Origin of the sequence: Shewanella gelidii (genome assembly GCF_014647855.1) — a bacterium.
Classification (GTDB): domain Bacteria; phylum Pseudomonadota; class Gammaproteobacteria; order Enterobacterales; family Shewanellaceae; genus Shewanella; species Shewanella gelidii.
This window is the reverse complement of record NZ_BMPZ01000002.1, coordinates 721,202-737,247: the sequence shown is the minus strand read 5'-3', so window position 1 is coordinate 737,247 and position 16,046 is coordinate 721,202. Positions and strand designations below refer to the sequence as shown.

The 16,046-nt window shown below is 42.7% G+C and carries 13 protein-coding genes; 7 read left to right on the top strand and 6 right to left on the bottom strand.

Annotation, left to right across the window (positions count from 1 at the left end; translation table 11 throughout):
• Positions 1–231 precede the first annotated feature (231 nt).
• The 4 genes from IEY18_RS06760 to IEY18_RS06745 are packed head-to-tail and all read left to right on the top strand — an operon-like array spanning position 232 to position 4,943.
• On the top strand, positions 232–1,080 hold the full coding sequence (locus IEY18_RS06760; RefSeq protein ID WP_188919055.1) for a D-hexose-6-phosphate mutarotase: 849 nt from the start codon (positions 232–234) through the stop codon (positions 1,078–1,080).
• 40 nt (positions 1,081–1,120) lie between these two features.
• Complete coding sequence (locus IEY18_RS06755) at positions 1,121–4,384, top strand: intermembrane phospholipid transport YdbH family protein (RefSeq protein WP_188919054.1); 3,264 nt, start codon at positions 1,121–1,123, stop codon at positions 4,382–4,384.
• A gap of 12 nt (positions 4,385–4,396) precedes the next feature.
• Positions 4,397–4,597, top strand: coding sequence for a YnbE family lipoprotein (locus tag IEY18_RS06750; protein ID WP_188919052.1), 201 nt, complete (start codon positions 4,397–4,399; stop codon positions 4,595–4,597).
• Between the two features lie 25 nt (positions 4,598–4,622).
• The gene (locus tag IEY18_RS06745) at positions 4,623–4,943 is read left to right on the top strand and encodes a YdbL family probable chaperone protein (RefSeq protein ID WP_188919213.1); all 321 of its coding nucleotides are present in this window, start codon (positions 4,623–4,625) and stop codon (positions 4,941–4,943) included.
• 174 nt (positions 4,944–5,117) lie between these two features.
• Here the strand turns inward: IEY18_RS06745 and IEY18_RS06740 are convergent, their stop codons facing one another.
• A complete protein-coding gene (locus tag IEY18_RS06740; protein ID WP_188919050.1) occupies positions 5,118–7,190 on the bottom strand; it encodes a methyl-accepting chemotaxis protein in 2,073 nt (690 codons plus the stop codon).
• Between the two features lie 375 nt (positions 7,191–7,565).
• Between IEY18_RS06740 and IEY18_RS06735 the strand changes: the two genes are divergently transcribed.
• Positions 7,566–8,354, top strand: coding sequence for a substrate-binding periplasmic protein (locus IEY18_RS06735; RefSeq protein WP_188919049.1), 789 nt, complete (start codon positions 7,566–7,568; stop codon positions 8,352–8,354).
• A 33-nt stretch (positions 8,355–8,387) separates the two neighbouring features.
• Here IEY18_RS06735 and IEY18_RS06730 read toward each other — a convergent pair whose 3' ends face one another.
• Positions 8,388–8,774 carry a hypothetical protein gene (locus tag IEY18_RS06730; RefSeq protein ID WP_188919046.1) on the bottom strand — a complete coding sequence of 129 codons (387 nt, stop codon included), beginning with the start codon at positions 8,772–8,774 and terminating at the stop codon, positions 8,388–8,390.
• 265 nt (positions 8,775–9,039) lie between these two features.
• Here IEY18_RS06730 and ycaO point away from each other — a divergent pair, with 265 nt between their 5' ends.
• Together ycaO and asnB are read left to right on the top strand one after the other, a co-directional pair.
• The gene (gene ycaO, locus IEY18_RS06725; RefSeq protein WP_188919044.1) at positions 9,040–10,788 is read left to right on the top strand and encodes a 30S ribosomal protein S12 methylthiotransferase accessory factor YcaO; all 1,749 of its coding nucleotides are present in this window, start codon (positions 9,040–9,042) and stop codon (positions 10,786–10,788) included.
• Positions 10,789–11,297: 509 nt separating this feature from the next.
• Positions 11,298–12,962: an asparagine synthase B gene (gene asnB / locus IEY18_RS06720; RefSeq protein WP_188919042.1), complete on the top strand. Its 1,665-nt coding sequence runs from the start codon at positions 11,298–11,300 to the stop codon at positions 12,960–12,962.
• Between the two features lie 168 nt (positions 12,963–13,130).
• Here the strand turns inward: asnB and nqrM are convergent, their stop codons facing one another.
• The 4 genes from nqrM to IEY18_RS06700 all read right to left on the bottom strand — a co-directional run bounded on the left by nqrM (position 13,131) and on the right by IEY18_RS06700 (position 16,045).
• Complete coding sequence (gene nqrM, locus IEY18_RS06715; RefSeq protein WP_188919040.1) at positions 13,131–13,412, bottom strand: (Na+)-NQR maturation NqrM; 282 nt, start codon at positions 13,410–13,412, stop codon at positions 13,131–13,133.
• Between the two features lie 129 nt (positions 13,413–13,541).
• On the bottom strand, positions 13,542–14,759 hold the full coding sequence (gene nqrF / locus IEY18_RS06710; protein WP_188919038.1) for an NADH:ubiquinone reductase (Na(+)-transporting) subunit F: 1,218 nt from the start codon (positions 14,757–14,759) through the stop codon (positions 13,542–13,544).
• A gap of 48 nt (positions 14,760–14,807) precedes the next feature.
• A complete protein-coding gene (gene nqrE, locus IEY18_RS06705) occupies positions 14,808–15,416 on the bottom strand; it encodes an NADH:ubiquinone reductase (Na(+)-transporting) subunit E (RefSeq protein ID WP_188919036.1) in 609 nt (202 codons plus the stop codon).
• 8 nt (positions 15,417–15,424) lie between these two features.
• Entirely contained in the window at positions 15,425–16,045 is a 621-nt protein-coding gene (locus tag IEY18_RS06700; protein ID WP_188919034.1) for an NADH:ubiquinone reductase (Na(+)-transporting) subunit D, read from the bottom strand.
• Between the last annotated feature and the right edge of the window lies 1 nt (position 16,046).

The following is a 16,046-nucleotide window of genomic DNA, read 5'->3' as shown; positions in this document are numbered from 1 at the left end:
ATTTAAACAAGCGTTTTAACCACCATAAACCAATTGGAGCAATAACTCAGTAAGACCTTGGTATTGAGTCACAAACCCATTGTAGACTTACGGCAACGCGAACCTCTTTCAAACCCGCTCCAAAATTGACTAACTTAATGATTAAACGATGAAACAAGCCGTGCTAGCATAATGCCATATCAGGTGAAGTCGGCTGGAAATGGCTCAGCTAAATATTAAAAAGGAAACTCAATGACTTGGCTGCAAACCAAACAACATGACAATGGTTTAACCTATCTGGAAGTAAATACAGCTCTATGTCAGGCTAAAATATACCTCCAAGGTGCACAAATCACTGAATTCAAGCCAAGCAACCAGGCATCACTTTTATGGGTTTCTTCAGCCAATGACTATCAGCCAGGTATCAGCATTCGCGGGGGTATCCCTATTTGTTGGCCTTGGTTTGGTCAATCAACTCAGGAGAATTGGCCCGCACATGGTTTTGCTAGAACGAAGCTGTGGCACGTAGAAGCATCTCTACTTGAGCATGACATTGCCATAATCACCCTAGCCCTGTCCCCACAAGAATTTGATTGTGAATATTGGCCATACAAAACTCAGATTCGCGTCAAATTTGAGCTTGGAAAAAGCTTAAGAGTTAGCTTAATTAATCAAAATTTAGATACCCAAGCCATTACACTAACTCAGGCACTACATAGCTATTTCCCGATTGATGATATTCATCAACTCAAAGCAAGAGGCTTTTTAGGTTCTGATTTTATTGAGTTTGCGAAAGGCCCATTCAATCAGGAGTCTGATACGGTGCGCTTTGATCGTGAAACCGATAGAGTGTATGCAAACTTACCCCCGGTACAGTATCTAGAATCGACACAGGGTACAATTGAAGTCCGCAGAGCACAGAGCCAATCAGCAGTGTTATGGAACCCATGGATAGAAAAATCAAAACGACTTTCACGCTTTTTGAATCAAGATTATCAACAAATGGTGTGCTTAGAAGCTGCTAATGTTCGAGAAGATTCGATCACTTTGGCCCCGAATGAACAACACACCCTAATGACAGAGATTCGATGGAAAGAGTAGTAGTGGCGCCCATAAACCCACAAAAGCAAGAGATGCGACGGTGATAGGATCTAAGCTGGGCAAGTTTGTGCTCATCATCATGCTGACACTTTGCGGCCTATTGGTGGGACTTGCCGTTAGCCTTGAGTGGTTGACGGTGAACATCGCGAATCGGTATTTGTCTGAGTATAATACCCAAATTGAGCGGGTGACTATCAGTCCAAAAGCACTCAATCATTGGTCTTTTGAACAGGTTGCCTTTCAGGTTTATGATAGCCAAATCATCATCAAAGACATTGAAATCAAATTAAAGCCCGGATTCTATACAGAGCAACTCGATAGCACTCTGATCCAAGAAATCCGACTCGGCACTATTGATGTATTGTTAGGGCAAACATTTTTAGCCGACGAAGATAAAAATACTGATGAGCAAGGTGCAGCCTTTGCCCTCAACCTTGAACAATTGCCTTTAATCGATATTGGTGCAGTTAACTTACAATTTCAGGGCTTACCAGAGTCAGAGCTTTCACTGGTCATTGAACGATTCAAACTTGACCCTCAAGGTCAACTCCACAGCCAAATTAAAATCAATCAAAAAGAACTTCTGGGGATTCATGGCAAACTTCAAAAACACAACTGGCAGCTCCATACCAAACTTGATTTTGCAGCGTTCCCCCAAGTTCATTCCGAATATCAACTGCCTCAGACCGATGTCACTTTAACGCCATTACTCAATAAAATCCGAGCGCTTCAAACACAATACGCGATTACAGGAAAACTTGAATCTAGCTTTGAACTGGGTTTAAAAACAGGCGTTTTAACAACCGCACACCGCTGGAGCAATGCAAGTCTCACGCTAAAGGAGTTTGACAACCTAACCCTGCAACCACAAAGGCTGGTTAGTCATTCGGCTACCCCCTCAAAAGGGCAGCAACTCTCTTCAGAAGAAAATGCCTTGTCATTTACCTTTGGTGGCCATTTGGCAGATTTATCTTTCAAAATAGAGCCATTAGCATTCACCCTAATACCCAGTGAAAAACAAAGACAAAATCTGCTTCGAGCATTCGCTCCTGCCCATCAGCAAGATCTCAACCAATTAGTGCGGCGAGTTTTCAATGGGGGGTTATTTAAATTGGAGTTACCGCAAGAAAGCAAATTTGCACTCACCGAGGAACGCCTCAATATCCCCAAGTTAACTCTATCTGCATTTGAGAATAATTATTCGGCGCAAACATCACATTCAGCCCTCAATCATGTGGCACTCCACTTTGACGAGATCACCATTGATAGAAAGCAAATGGTTGAGAGTCGAGTTGAAGACAAAGAATCTGATAGTACAGTGCCTGAGAATACGGGGGCTGAACACAAAAGCACATCAGCCAATCACTATCGTGCAACAGCGAATTGGCAATTTAAGACTCAGTTTTCAAACCTTGCTCCAATTCAACATCTATGGCCCACAGCTTTTTCGACCTCTCAAAAAGAAACTCAACAACACATGCCACATCTCGCTATTCCTGAGATAGCGGTAAATGCATCTGGTCGGTTGTCTGTAAACACAAGTAATAATGAAGCTTCAGCAACCCGTTTGTTTGCATCGGTCTCGCTTAACAAAGCGTCAAGTCTCCAGCTCGCCAATATAAGCATCAAAAAATCCCCAAGCGAAGCCATGCTCGCAGCGCAACCTGGCCTTCCCCACCAATCGATTTTCCTTGACTCGTTTACGCTTCACACCTTAGGCAAATTGCAATATAAATTTGATCAACAGCATCAACTAGAAATACCACCGTTGCAGTTACAGCTCGACAACCTCGATGTGCTGTCTGCTGACAGTCAAGAAAATACAGGACAAAGGTTTCAGTTACTTGAAGCAGCTTTAAAACTCGAACAATCCAACACACTGGCTTTTGAGACGCTTTCACGACTGAAAGAGCGCACTCAAATTCACCCCTGGCAAAATCAGTTGTCAATGAAGGCATCTTCAATGTCATTGCGAAAATTTCAGCGTCCTGCAAAATTACAAAAACAGCCGGAGCCCTTTAACGTCCAGGACAATAGTCCTGACTATTTGAGCCGCTGGCTTGAGCAACATAAAGCAAGTCCACTATTTAGATTAGATACTTTCGATCTCAAGCAAACGCTCAACTGGAATGGCAAACAACTGCGTACTCAAGAGAAATGGCAACTGTCATTGCTTCCGCTATCGAGTCAGCATCTATGGGAACCTGACACAACAAGTCGCCAATGGGAAAATTGGAAGCTAACAGGTAATATGTCGCTAGCAACCACACTGACGGAGTTACAAGCGCTACTCAATCAAAATATCGAATTGAACGATGCTTGGTATATTGATGGCGAAGCTCAGTTAAGTGGCAGCTACGCCATCTATTCACAACCTGAAGGACAAAGTATTTCTTTTGACTTCATCCCATCACTATCTCAAGCTGAAGGCAGTATCGAATTATTGCCATTCTCAGGCGTTGATTTTTCGACCCACTGTTCAGGATATTGGCACAGCTCAGCTCAAGCACAACGTCGTAATGCGCAGCACATGGAAACCAAGGTTGCAAAAATAAAATCAAATGCTCAACCCAGCAAAAAATCAACTCTGCACTGTCAACAGTTACGGGTCGATATCCAAGCATTTAACCCAGGCACCTTAATCACTGAAACCGTAATAGAGGGCACCACATCAATCGCTCAATCTTGGCCAGAATCAGCAACAGATGGGGACGATAAGCAGGCACAACCCAAGGATTTTGAATTAAATAGCCTTGATGCAAATATCAAATTGACGGCAAATGGCCATTTACTTGATGGCACGCTACTCATCCCAATATTTGATCTCAATTTACATGCCCCATCGACAACCTATATGGTGCTGCAAGGGATTAATTTACAACAAGTGATGCAGATACAGCCACAACAAGGGGTTTATGCAGATGGCATATTTGATGGCGTACTTCCGACGACAATAACCGGTGGTAAGTTTGCGATATCGGGCGGTAAACTGGTATCAAGGGCGCCTGGGGGCGTCATCAAAATTGATGGTAATCCAGCAGTTGACGAGATGCGCCGGTCGCAACCACATTTAGATTTTGCTTTTTCAACCCTTGAACATCTGGATTATCACGAGCTGTCATCAACTTTTGATATGACCCGAAGCGGTGACGCCACGCTAAAAGTGCAAGTCAAAGGCACAAGTCCAAATGTCGAACGCCCTATCCATTTTAATTACTCTCAAGAAGAGAATATGCTACAACTAATGAAGAGTTTGCAGATAGGCGATAAGCTGCAGCAACAAATCGAGCAATCGGTTCAATAGAAGGATAAGTCAGTGAAGACGAGAAAACATCAAGCCCTAGCATTGGGCATAATTACCGCATTTATTTCGCTTACGGGTTGCTCACCTACGGTTAAAATTGAGCCGCCAGAGAAACCTATTGTCATCAACCTAAATGTGAAAATAGAACATGAAATCAAGATCAAAGTCGACAAAGAGCTTGATGAATTACTCGCAGACAGTGAATTGTTTTAGTTAGAAAAGGATTGAGGAACTGATGATGAAAACCAAATTACTTGTTGGCGCGTTAGGCTTATTACTGAGTGTAAGTGCTTTTGCGATGTCACTACAAGATGCAAAATCTTCTGGCTTTTTAGGAGAAAAGAATAGTGGCTATTTAGGCGTTGTAAAAGCAAACAGCGAAGCGAAAACTTTGATGCAAAAGGTAAATGCAAAACGCCGAGCACACTATCAAAAAATTGCTTTAAAGAACAAAATTTCAACTGAGGATGTTGCGAGCATGGCTGGCAAAAAAGCAATCAAAGCGACTGCGCCAGGTAACTATGTTGAAGGTCAAAATGGCAAATGGGTAAAGAAATAGCCAATAGATAGCTGAAGAGCTATAGTCGATTCGTCAATGCAGACACTGTCCAGCTTAGAAGCGCTCAACACAGGTAAATTTCAATAAGGCCACCCCATGGTGGCCTTATTCATTGATACAATCTATCGTTGACGATGGTTATCTGCGTGAACAACCTTTAAAATCGATAACTATTTATTGCAACTTAAAACGCCCTACTAACGCGGTTAGCTGCTCATTTGCGGACGCTAATTGGTGAGTACTTTCCTCGGCTGCTAGGCCATTTTGAGCGAGTTCTTGTACCATCCCTTGAATTGCACACATATTGCGATTAATTTCTTCAGTGACAGCATTTTGCTCTTCTGCGGCGGTAGCTATTTGAGAAGTCAGGTCATTTATCTCGACAATTGAGTCCGCCATTGCATCTAAGTCCGCAGTCACCAGAGAAGTATTCGTGGCGACCCTATGACAACTTTTTTTAGTGCCATTCATCACCTTAACGGCAGCTGCAGAACCTTGTGTCAGGGTTTGTAAGATCTGGCTAATTTCCGCAGTACTATTTTGTGTTCTGCCCGCCAAAGTTCGAACTTCATCAGCAACAACAGCAAAACCACGCCCCTGCTCTCCGGCTCGCGCCGCTTCAATGGCTGCATTTAAAGCGAGTAAGTTCGTTTGTTCAGCAATTTCCCCGATCACACGTAATACATCGGTGATCTGTTGCGTATTTTCATTCATGGTGTCGATACTAGCAGCTGCTACATCCATCTCTTGTACCAACGACATCACGCTTTGAGACGCTTCCTCTACGGTTTGTTTCGCAGAAACCGCCTGCTGGTTCGCACTCTGCGTGCTCGTTGATGTACTCACGGCATTGCCTGCAACTGTCTCCGCAGTCGAGCTCATTTGTGTAATTGCGGCGACAGCTTGCTCTGTTTCTTGGGTATGCGAATCAAGTGCTTGCGTATTATTTTCTGCTTGTTGATTTAACTGGATAATTCCTTCAGTTATATGTTGAGAAGATTTAGAGATATCAAGCATCATGGATTGAAGGTATCCAATAAAACTATTCACTGACTCACTGATTTCACCGACCTCATCCCGGCTCACAATATCAAGTCGAGAAGTTAAATCAGCCTCCCCAGTTGATAACGTATCAATGCGACTTTTCAAAACAATTAGTTCGCGAATAATACGGCTTACAATCCAAATAGAGATAGCTAAAGTCACCAGAAACAGAATAAGCGCAAAACCGATGCTTTTACTGACTTCTTGATTAAAAATACTTTTAGTCGCCTCAGTTAAGCCCGTTTGAATTTGAGTGATATCACTCTTATACGCACCAGTTCCGATCACCCAGCCCCATTCAGGCAAAATTTTTCGAGCATAAATAATTTTGTCTTCGCTCTTCTGAGTTGTTGGATTAGTAAAAGCCAATGAAATAAAGGTTTCACTTTGGCTCGCTATTGCTTCGCTGACCTTTTGCGTATTTTCAACCACAGTGCCAATAATCTCAGCCTTAGGGTGAACTAAAATCTTTCCTTGTTTATCTTGAATCCAAAAATAACCATTTTTACCATATTTAGCAGCATTGATACTCGCTAACGCCGCTTCGATTTGAGTCTGCTGGAACGTACTTATGTATTCACCCGTCGCAATCACAATATTTAACGGTCTGAAATAAAAAGACACGGTAATTTTTTCTTCCACATTGCCTGTAACTGGATTTTCAAAAAAATAAGTGGTGAAGCCAACACCATCCTTCATTGCGTTCGCAACTATTTCTCGAGCATAAAATCTCCCTTTCGTATCTTGTGCATCAAAGCGGCTTTCACCCACACTGAACAAATCCGCACCGTTTGCTCGATACTCAATAGTGTCAACATCATAGGCAAACAAATACCGGTCATTACCCCAATGGTGCTCATTAAGAAATGCGATAACACTCTCGTTTGCGGTTTCTTCCGTGCGGCTATTGGTATGGATATTACTTAAGGTGTCAGCAAAGTCGTTAGCTTCAGCCCTAAGTGCTGCTTTTATATTGCCCAGCTTCGACTTCTCGTAATATCCACTGATTGACAAAGTCACCGTATCCACTTGGCCTAAAAGACTATTCTTAATAAGCGACTCGACTTTTTCACTGACATTGAGCTGCTCTTGTGCTAACACTTCTCGCTCGGTATTGAGCATACTCAAGGTAAAAAAGCCGCTCATTGCAACCAACCCCATGGCCACCGTAAGTGTTAATTTCGCTTTAATTGTCATTTTCATCCAAAACCACCTCTATACAGCGTCCTGATTTCAGCAATGGCTGCAGCCAATACAACTAAAAAAAGTGTAAGTCACATCTGGGTAACATCAAGGAGAACCAATAAAAAGTTTAGATAAATTTCAAATACATCCATCAAGGTGGAACCTAAACGCGCTGAAGAGCACTCCCCTTGATACTGCCAGCTTGATGACCAAGTAACTCAACAGGCAAATTCTATTGCGGCGGTTTCATTTCTGCTAGGGACATCTCGCTTCGATTTATGTATCCGTAATGGGTGCTGCTAGATACGAAAAAAAGCGAAACTGAGCGCCTTTGATATACTTATATTAGCCTTGCTGTACTTTTCGTGATCGTTTAAAAGAACTGAGCAATCTATGACATCAAAGCAATCCCCTGTTCTGCAAATACTCTTTGTAATTTTACTCGGTATTTATTCATCAAATGGATATAGTGCAACGGAAAAACAAACGGTATATGTCGGCGGCTACCTATTTTCTCCCTATGTTGAGCTAGTTGACGGTGAAAACTATGCTGGCCTGACAATTAAGATGATCCAAGCACTCAATTTGATCCAATCAAACTATGATTTTAAGTTTGTACCCACCAGCATTGAAAAACGCCATCAAGCGTTCCATCACGGTCGGTTTGATATGGTATTATTTGAAAGCCCTCAGTGGGGCTGGTTATCACGTGAAGTCAACTTCATTCCACTCCCTATCTATGACGGCGAACCTTTCATCGCCCTAGCAAAAAATGCACAAGCGCCAAATTACTTCCATGAGCTCGGAAACAAGAATATTATTTTGGTGAAAGGCTACCATTACGCAATGACGCAGTGGCAACAGGTTGATGTAGGCTATAGTGAAAACATGCGTTTAGTTAAATCAACCAAAGCAGCAATTGAGAGCATTCTAAAGTCACGAGGAGACATTGCGCCTGTGACTTATTCATATTTAATGCAATATTTAAAACGAAACCCAAGTAAACGAAAGCTTTTACGAATATCCGGTAAATGGGATCAAACTTACCAACATTCAGTGGTTTTAAAAAAGGATGCAAATATTCAACTTGCAGAGCTACAAGGGCTTATCAAACAACTCATCAAATCTGGGGTTTTAGCAAACTTAGCCCAAGAGTATGACCTACCCACAACAGCGAAATAACAATAAAATCAGGCATGCTTTAAGCGATGCCTGCTACACAAATAATGCGCCACAACTCATACCGGCGATTGCAAAACAAATCACCCAGTAATACTGTCCAATATAATTGTGGGTACTTTGATTGGTGCGCCACAAAAACAGTTGCCAGATCCCAAGCAAACCGTAATTCATCGCGATGAATAAAACCAAACCATAGCTATGCATCGTGGCAACTACCTCACATGCACAAGCTATAAAAACCAAACCAGACAGCAACATAAAGACAAACAGACTATAAAACGTAAACTGCAATACTGACCTTGATTGGATTTCTATCTGCGAATGCAGCACTGGAACCAGATATTGAGCACGCCCATAGGTGGCATGGACAACCGCACTTGCAAAGGCAAGAACCGCCGCTAAGGTAAACAAAACTTCCATGGTTCAACCCTCACTAGTAAACTCAGTTAATAGACAGAGAAAGAAGACGATTAATTTCGAGCCGGCTAAAAAAACAAGTTATAGAATAGAGCTGTCGCTGAACAACTGCTGCTTTCATTACCAATAGCAGATACAATAGCAACCTTAAATCTTGCACTCAAACACGTTCCTAAATTGCGATTTGGCTCAAAGTTACGTCAATGGTCCAAAGTCAGAGTACAAATTCCCTTTCAAATACCCTTAAATACAAGTTGATGAGGCTCGGATGAACCACACATATATCCCCGGCAAAGATGAGGCTCTTGAAGTCTCAATTGCTACCATGCAACAAAAACTCGTCGACCTTGGTTTTGACATTGAAGAAGCCTCTTGGCTAAACCCAGTCCCTTATGTCTGGTCCGTACATATTCGCGATCGTAATTGCCCAGCTTGTTTTACAAATGGGAAAGGTGCGAGTAAAGAAGCTGCGTTAGCGAGCGCATTAGGCGAGTATTTTGAACGTCTCGCTTGTAACTACTTTTTCGCCGATTTTTACTTAGGACAAGAAATAGCTAAACAGCCATTTGTCCACTACCCCAATGAGAAGTGGTTTAAAACAAAAGAAGGACTGATGAATCCTTCATTGTGGCAACATTATGATCCTGAAAATGAAATTGAGCTAACACACCTCACCGACATTCAGTCTTCAAATCCAGAGCGTGGCGTTTGTGCTTTACCGTTTGTACGTCAGTCAGACCAACAGACCACGTATATTCCAATGAATATTGTCGCCAATTTATATGTCAGTAATGGCATGTCCGCAGGCAATAACCCAATGGAAGCACGCACACAAGCCCTGTCCGAGTGTTTTGAGCGCTATATTAAAAATCGAATCATTGCTGAGAGCATTTCGTTACCTGAAATTCCACAGGAAGTCATTGCTCGCTACCCCAAAGTCGTGGCAGCGGTGAATGAACTCGAGCAACAAGGCTTTCCAATTACCTGTTTTGATGCGTCGCTGGGAGGGGAATATCCCGTTATCTGCGTGACCCTATTTAACCCAATGAACGGTGGTTGTTTTGCATCCTTTGGTGCGCATCCAAAATTTGAAATCGCCTTAGAGCGGACGGTAACCGAGTTGCTTCAAGGTCGTAGCTTAAAAGATCTTGATATTTTTCCATCTCCCTCATTTGACAATGATGAAGTCGCAGAACATACCAATTTAGAAACCCATTTCATTGATTCTTCAGGTTTAGTTTCTTGGGATCTCTTTAAAGAAACCGCGCATTTTCCTTTCCATGATTGGAATTTTGAAGGCAATACAGAACAAGAGTACCAATACTTACTTGGCAAATTTGAAAGTTTAAGCGCCGAAGTCTACATCGCAGATTATGCACATTTAGGAACCTATGCTTGTCGCGTTTTGGTCCCCGGTTATTCTGAAATTTATCCAGTGTATGAGCTGACTTGGGTTAATAATAACCGCGGCCAACAACTGAGGACCTTGATAGAACAATGGCAACAAGAACCTGCGAACCCGTCAATTTCAGAGCAAATTAGTCAGGTCATCGATGCACTCGATCTCGATGATTTTCAACCCCTAGATCAGCTGCTCGGTCTAGCCGTTGATGCACAGTCTCCTTGGTCTACGTTGAGGGTTGGTGAGTTAAGATGTTTACTTGCACTCGCAAATGGAGATTTGGAAACGGCTTTCGATTATGCGCAATGGACAACAGACTTTAATGCGGGAGCTATCTCCTCACAGCAACAAAAGCGTTTACGTTTTTACCATGCAATAATGGCACTCATTACCATTGATCTTTCTGGACTGGATCGCGATCAGTATGCTAACAAGTTGATCCGAATGTTTAGTGACCACGACTATAAACTCGCACTTGCACACATTGAAAATAACGCTCAAGGGTACGACATTCTTGAACCGCAAGGCATTCTAAACTTCACAAAACATAAAAGCCTATTAGAAGCCTATGAAAAGCTTCAAAAAGCGAAGCGAAAGTATCAAGGTTGGCAATAAGTCGAGTGCTCAATAGCGCTCTCGCCTCATGCTCTACAAAATAGACAAATAAGACAGTGTTAAATGGATTTAGCACTGTCACGATTTCCTATTCTACCCATTGGGTCATCCAAGTTTTTCCCAAACAATTGCTTTTCGCCAAATCCACTGCAACTTCTTAGAACATAAATCGTCGACTAAAAAGATAGCAAAACCGCATATGCAGTCACAAACACCCTGCCTTGGCTAATTTATATGCAAGCAGCTCAATGTTTGCATTATTATCAAATTTTTCAGCTTCCCTTTGAATTAAGTAAGATCAGCTACGCTTTTGACGCCCATAACAAACAAAACACAATAAAACCGGGAAATTATTGAGGATTACTTAAATCAAGCCCATACATTACCAACAAAAACCATAGAGTTTAGGCCCGTTTACTAATAAATTCACAATATCTCATTTGGAATGCTGCAAAAAAAATGGCACATTAGTCATTCATTACTACGTTGTGTGTTTGGGAGCTAAAGCCATGTGTTCAATCTTTTCGATACTGGATATTCAATCTGATGCAAAACCTTTGCGTCAGGTCGCCTTAGAAATGTCCAAGTTAATGCGTCACCGTGGGCCAGATTGGTCTGGAATATATGCCAGTGACCGTGTAATTTTAGCTCATGAGCGCTTAGCGATTGTCGATATCGATCACGGTGCTCAACCATTATTTAGTCAGGACGATAATATTGTTTTGGCTGTGAACGGCGAAATATACAACCATAAAGAACTCAAAGCAGAGCTTGGTGAAAAGTACCAGTATAAAACCAACTCTGACTGTGAAGTCATTCTCGCGCTATATCAAGAGTATGGCGTTGATTTTCTAGATAAATTAAATGGTATTTTTGCTTTTGTTTTATACGACAAAGTCAAAGATGCTTACCTTGTCGGCCGTGATCATATGGGGATAATCCCACTCTACACAGGTCATGACGGAGACGGTAACTTCTATGTGGCGTCAGAGATGAAAGCGCTCATGCCGGTTTGTAAAACCGTCGAGGAGTTCCAGCCAGGCTACTATCTCTTTAGCGAAGATGATGCGCCAGTTCACTACTATGTGCGTGACTGGATGGAATACGATGCAGTTCAAGATAACCCAGCAAGCAAAGAAGAACTTAGAGAAGCACTTGAAGCCGCAGTGAAGCGTCAACTCATGTCAGACGTACCCTACGGAGTGCTACTTTCTGGCGGCCTAGACTCTTCGGTGATCTCCGCCATTACGCAAACATTTGCTAAACGTCGTATTGAAGATGATGGCGAGAGTAACGCCTGGTGGCCGCAATTGCACTCATTCGCAGTGGGACTAGAAGGGGCACCGGATCTTGCCGCAGCACAAAAAGTTGCAGATGCAATTGGTACAATTCACCACGAGATAACCTTTACTTTCCAAGATGGACTTGATGCCATCAAGGATGTGATTTACCACTTAGAAACTTACGATGTCACCACCATTCGCGCAGCAACGCCAATGTACTTGATGGCACGTAAAATTAAAGCGATGGGGATCAAAATGGTCCTTTCAGGTGAAGGCGCTGATGAATTATTTGGGGGTTACCTGTACTTCCATAAGGCACCAAATGCTCAAGCCTTCCACGAAGAGTTAGTCCGTAAACTCGACAAACTGCATTTGTTTGATTGTTTACGTGCGAACAAAGCCATGGCTGCTTGGGGACTAGAAGCAAGGGTACCATTCCTTGATAAAGAGTTTATCGACACGGCAATGCGAATTAACCCAGAAGCGAAAATGTCAAAAGATGGACGTATAGAAAAGCACATCTTACGTGAAGCATTTGAAGACAAGCTTCCCCATGAAGTAGCTTGGCGCCAAAAAGAGCAGTTCAGCGATGGCGTAGGCTATTCTTGGATTGATGGTTTGAAAGAACTCGCGGAACAACAAGTGGACGATGTTCAATTGGCAAACGCAAAGTTCAAGTTCCCATACAACACACCAGAAACAAAAGAAGCATACTTCTACCGCTGTTTCTTTGAAGATCACTTCCCATTGGCAACAGCTGCTGAAACTGTTCCGGGTGGCAAATCCGTAGCCTGTTCAACACCTGAAGCGCTAGCTTGGGATGAAAGCCTTCAAGGCATTATTGACCCATCAGGCCGTGCGGTACAATCGGTTCACGAAAAAGCTTACTAAAAGCGAAGGGTTAAATAGCTTGATGACTCTTTAGACCTGCCGTCATCAGAATGCAAAGGCGCCATATGTTGGCGTCAGCGCCTTCCAAACCAGTAGCGCAGATTTCATCAAATAAAAAGCCACCTTGACGGTGGCTTTTTTGCATATTACAGAGTTGATTTTCAACTCCTATAAGATGCGTTTATGGTACATCCGATGGGACTTTTTTGAAGATGCTATCGCACTTTTGGCAACTGTTGCTTTCGTCACGCGCTTACCTAGCGTCGATTCTACTGCCATTCTAGCCTTGCGCTTACTGCACGGTTCGGGACAGTTGCACACTTTATCCACCCCCACGCTTGCTAGGCCGCCACATGACCCATTGATACTACGACGCTTCACTATATATCCAACAGACATCAAAAGAACCGTTGTGATTAACAATCCAAATGTGACAAAAAACTCAGCCACCTCAATACTCCTAACTTGCCTTTAACTCAATCAACTTAGTTCAACTGAAGCCAGACAAAAATCCAAAATAGTTTTCAATAAAAACTCAAATGACCTCTGTCTTCTCCAATTGATACAACAACGTAAACGCTAGTCACCAAAATCGTCCAACATGATGTTTTCTTCTTCAACGCCCAGATCTTCGAGCATTTTAATTACCGATGAATTCATAATTGGAGGGCCACACATATAAAACTCACACCCCTCCGGTGCTTTATGATCTTTTAAGTAATTTTCAAGCAACACGTTATGAATGAAACCTGTATAACCTTGCCAATTGTCTTCTGCTAACGGCTCAGACAAAGCGACGTGCCATTCGAAGTTGTCATTTTCTTCTGCAAGCTTATCGAATTCATCTTGGTAAAAAATTTCCCGAGCCGAACGAGCGCCATACCAAAAGCTCATTTTACGTTGGGTCTTTTTAGTTTTGAGTTGGTCAAAAATATGCGACCGCATAGGAGCCATACCTGCGCCACCACCAATGAAGACCATTTCAGCATCGGTTTCTTTAACAAAAAACTCACCAAATGGTCCCGAAATTGTGACTTTATCTCCGGGCTTTAGATTAAATATGTATGAAGACATGATTCCAGGCGGAAGCCCTTTAGATGGCGGAGTCGCGATCCGCACATTAAGCATAATCACACCTTTTTCAGCGGGATAGCTCGCCATGGAATAAGCTCGCAAAGTATCATCATCGACTTTAGACTCGAGGCTGAACAAATCGAATTTTTCCCAATCGTCACGATACTGCGCTTGAATATCAAAATCTGAAAACTTTACTTCATGAGCAGGCGCTTCAATTTGAATGTATCCACCGGCTTTAAACGGCACTTCTTCGCCTTCAGGGATCTTCAAAATAAGCTCTTTAATAAAAGTGGCCTGGTTCTCATTAGAAACCACCTCGCATTCCCACTTTTTAACTCCGAAAATCTCTTCTTCTAACTCAATCTCCATATCCGTCCTTACCGCCACCTGGCAAGCAAGTCGACACCCTTCTTTGGCTTCCTTTTTAGTCACATGGTCAAGCTCCGTGGGTAAAATTTCTCCGCCACCAGACTTTACCGTGACACGACACTGACCACAGGTTCCACCGCCTCCGCAAGCCGAGGGAATAAATATATTTTGTCCCGCGAGCGCACCGAGCAACTTGTCCCCTGCAGGGGTGTCTACTGATTTTTCAGGATCATCGTTAATCCCGATGTGCACATCACCACTTGCAACCAACTTGCTTTTGGCAAATAAAATCACCAAAACGAGCAAGCAGACCACGATTGTGAACATGCCTATACCAATTGCCATTTCCATCGAATCTACCTTCAATCAAATCTATTTCTAATTCAAACTGTCGTTGCGCTATATCGAAATACCGGCAAAAGACATGAATCCAAGAGCCATCAGTCCCGTTGTAATAAACGTAATGCCAATACCTTGCAAACCTTTAGGAATGGCATTGAACTTCATCCGTTCACGTAGGCCTGCAAGCAACACAATTGCCATGGCCCAACCGGTCCCAGACCCCATTGCAAAAACAATGGATTCAGTGAGGTTATAACTGCGATTAGCCATAAAGATAACACCGGCAAAAATTGCACAGTTCACCGTTAATAGCGGTAAGAAAATCCCCAAGGTTTGATATAAGCTAGGGACATACTTCTCTAGAAACATCTCTAGGATTTGCACTAGTGCGGCAATAACACCGATAAAAGTAATGAGCTGTAAATAACTCAAATCTAAATCCGGCAAGCCAGCCCAAGCAAGTGCTCCGGGCGCAAGAAAGTGAGTGTAAATCAGTTGGTTTACCGGTACAGCGAGTGTCATCACGACAACAACCGCAACGCCCAAGCCAAATGATGTAGACACCTTCTTCGACACAGCCAAAAAGGTACACATACCCAAGAAGAATGACAGCGCCATGTTGTCGATAAATATGGCCTGAACAAACAGGCTAATATAATGTTCCATATCGCTGATTATCCTTTTCTGTCTTGTACGATATTAATGACCCAAATCATCAGACCAATTAAGAAGAATGCACTCGGCGGCAACTTGAACATTTCGTTCGCTAAATACCAACCACCATTCTCAATAGTGACAAAAATTTCATGCCCAAATAATGTCCCGCTACCTAATAGTTCACGTACAAAAGCAACACCCATTAGGATCACACCGTAACCAAGGCTGTTACCAACAGCATCAACAACGGAAATCAGTGGTTTGCTCTTCATCGCAAATGCTTCTGCACGGCCCATAATGATGCAGTTGGTAATAATCAAACCGACAAAAACCGAGAGCTGACGTGACAACTCATAGGCAATATCTTGTAACACCATATCAACCACAATGACCAACGAAGCAATGACCGTCATTTGGGCAATAATGCGCACACTGTTAGGGATAAAGTTACGGATGACAGAAATAATTAAGCTAGAAAAAACCAATACAAAGGTTACTGCAATGGTCATGACTAAAGCCGTTTGCATCGAGTTACTTACGGCCAGCGCTGAACACACACCTAAAACTTGTAAGGCGACTGGGTTGTTCGCGAAGATAGGACTTGTCAATACCTCGCGTGTTGTTGGTACGCTACTCATC

Excerpts from the sequence above, each read along its gene's own strand:
- IEY18_RS06760 (WP_188919055.1), top strand. The coding sequence starts at position 232 with ATGACTTGGCTGCAAACCAAACAACATGACAATGGTTTAACCTATCTG.
- IEY18_RS06745 (WP_188919213.1), top strand. The coding sequence starts at position 4,623 with ATGAAAACCAAATTACTTGTTGGCGCGTTAGGCTTATTACTGAGTGTA.
- IEY18_RS06740 (WP_188919050.1), bottom strand. The coding sequence starts at position 7,190 with ATGAAAATGACAATTAAAGCGAAATTAACACTTACGGTGGCCATGGGG.
- IEY18_RS06735 (WP_188919049.1), top strand. The coding sequence starts at position 7,566 with ATGACATCAAAGCAATCCCCTGTTCTGCAAATACTCTTTGTAATTTTA.
- IEY18_RS06730 (WP_188919046.1), bottom strand. The coding sequence starts at position 8,774 with ATGGAAGTTTTGTTTACCTTAGCGGCGGTTCTTGCCTTTGCAAGTGCG.
- ycaO (WP_188919044.1), top strand. The coding sequence starts at position 9,040 with ATGAACCACACATATATCCCCGGCAAAGATGAGGCTCTTGAAGTCTCA.
- asnB (WP_188919042.1), top strand. The coding sequence starts at position 11,298 with ATGTGTTCAATCTTTTCGATACTGGATATTCAATCTGATGCAAAACCT.
- nqrF (WP_188919038.1), bottom strand. The coding sequence starts at position 14,759 with ATGGAAATGGCAATTGGTATAGGCATGTTCACAATCGTGGTCTGCTTG.
- nqrE (WP_188919036.1), bottom strand. The coding sequence starts at position 15,416 with ATGGAACATTATATTAGCCTGTTTGTTCAGGCCATATTTATCGACAAC.
- IEY18_RS06700 (WP_188919034.1), bottom strand. The coding sequence starts at position 16,045 with ATGAGTAGCGTACCAACAACACGCGAGGTATTGACAAGTCCTATCTTC.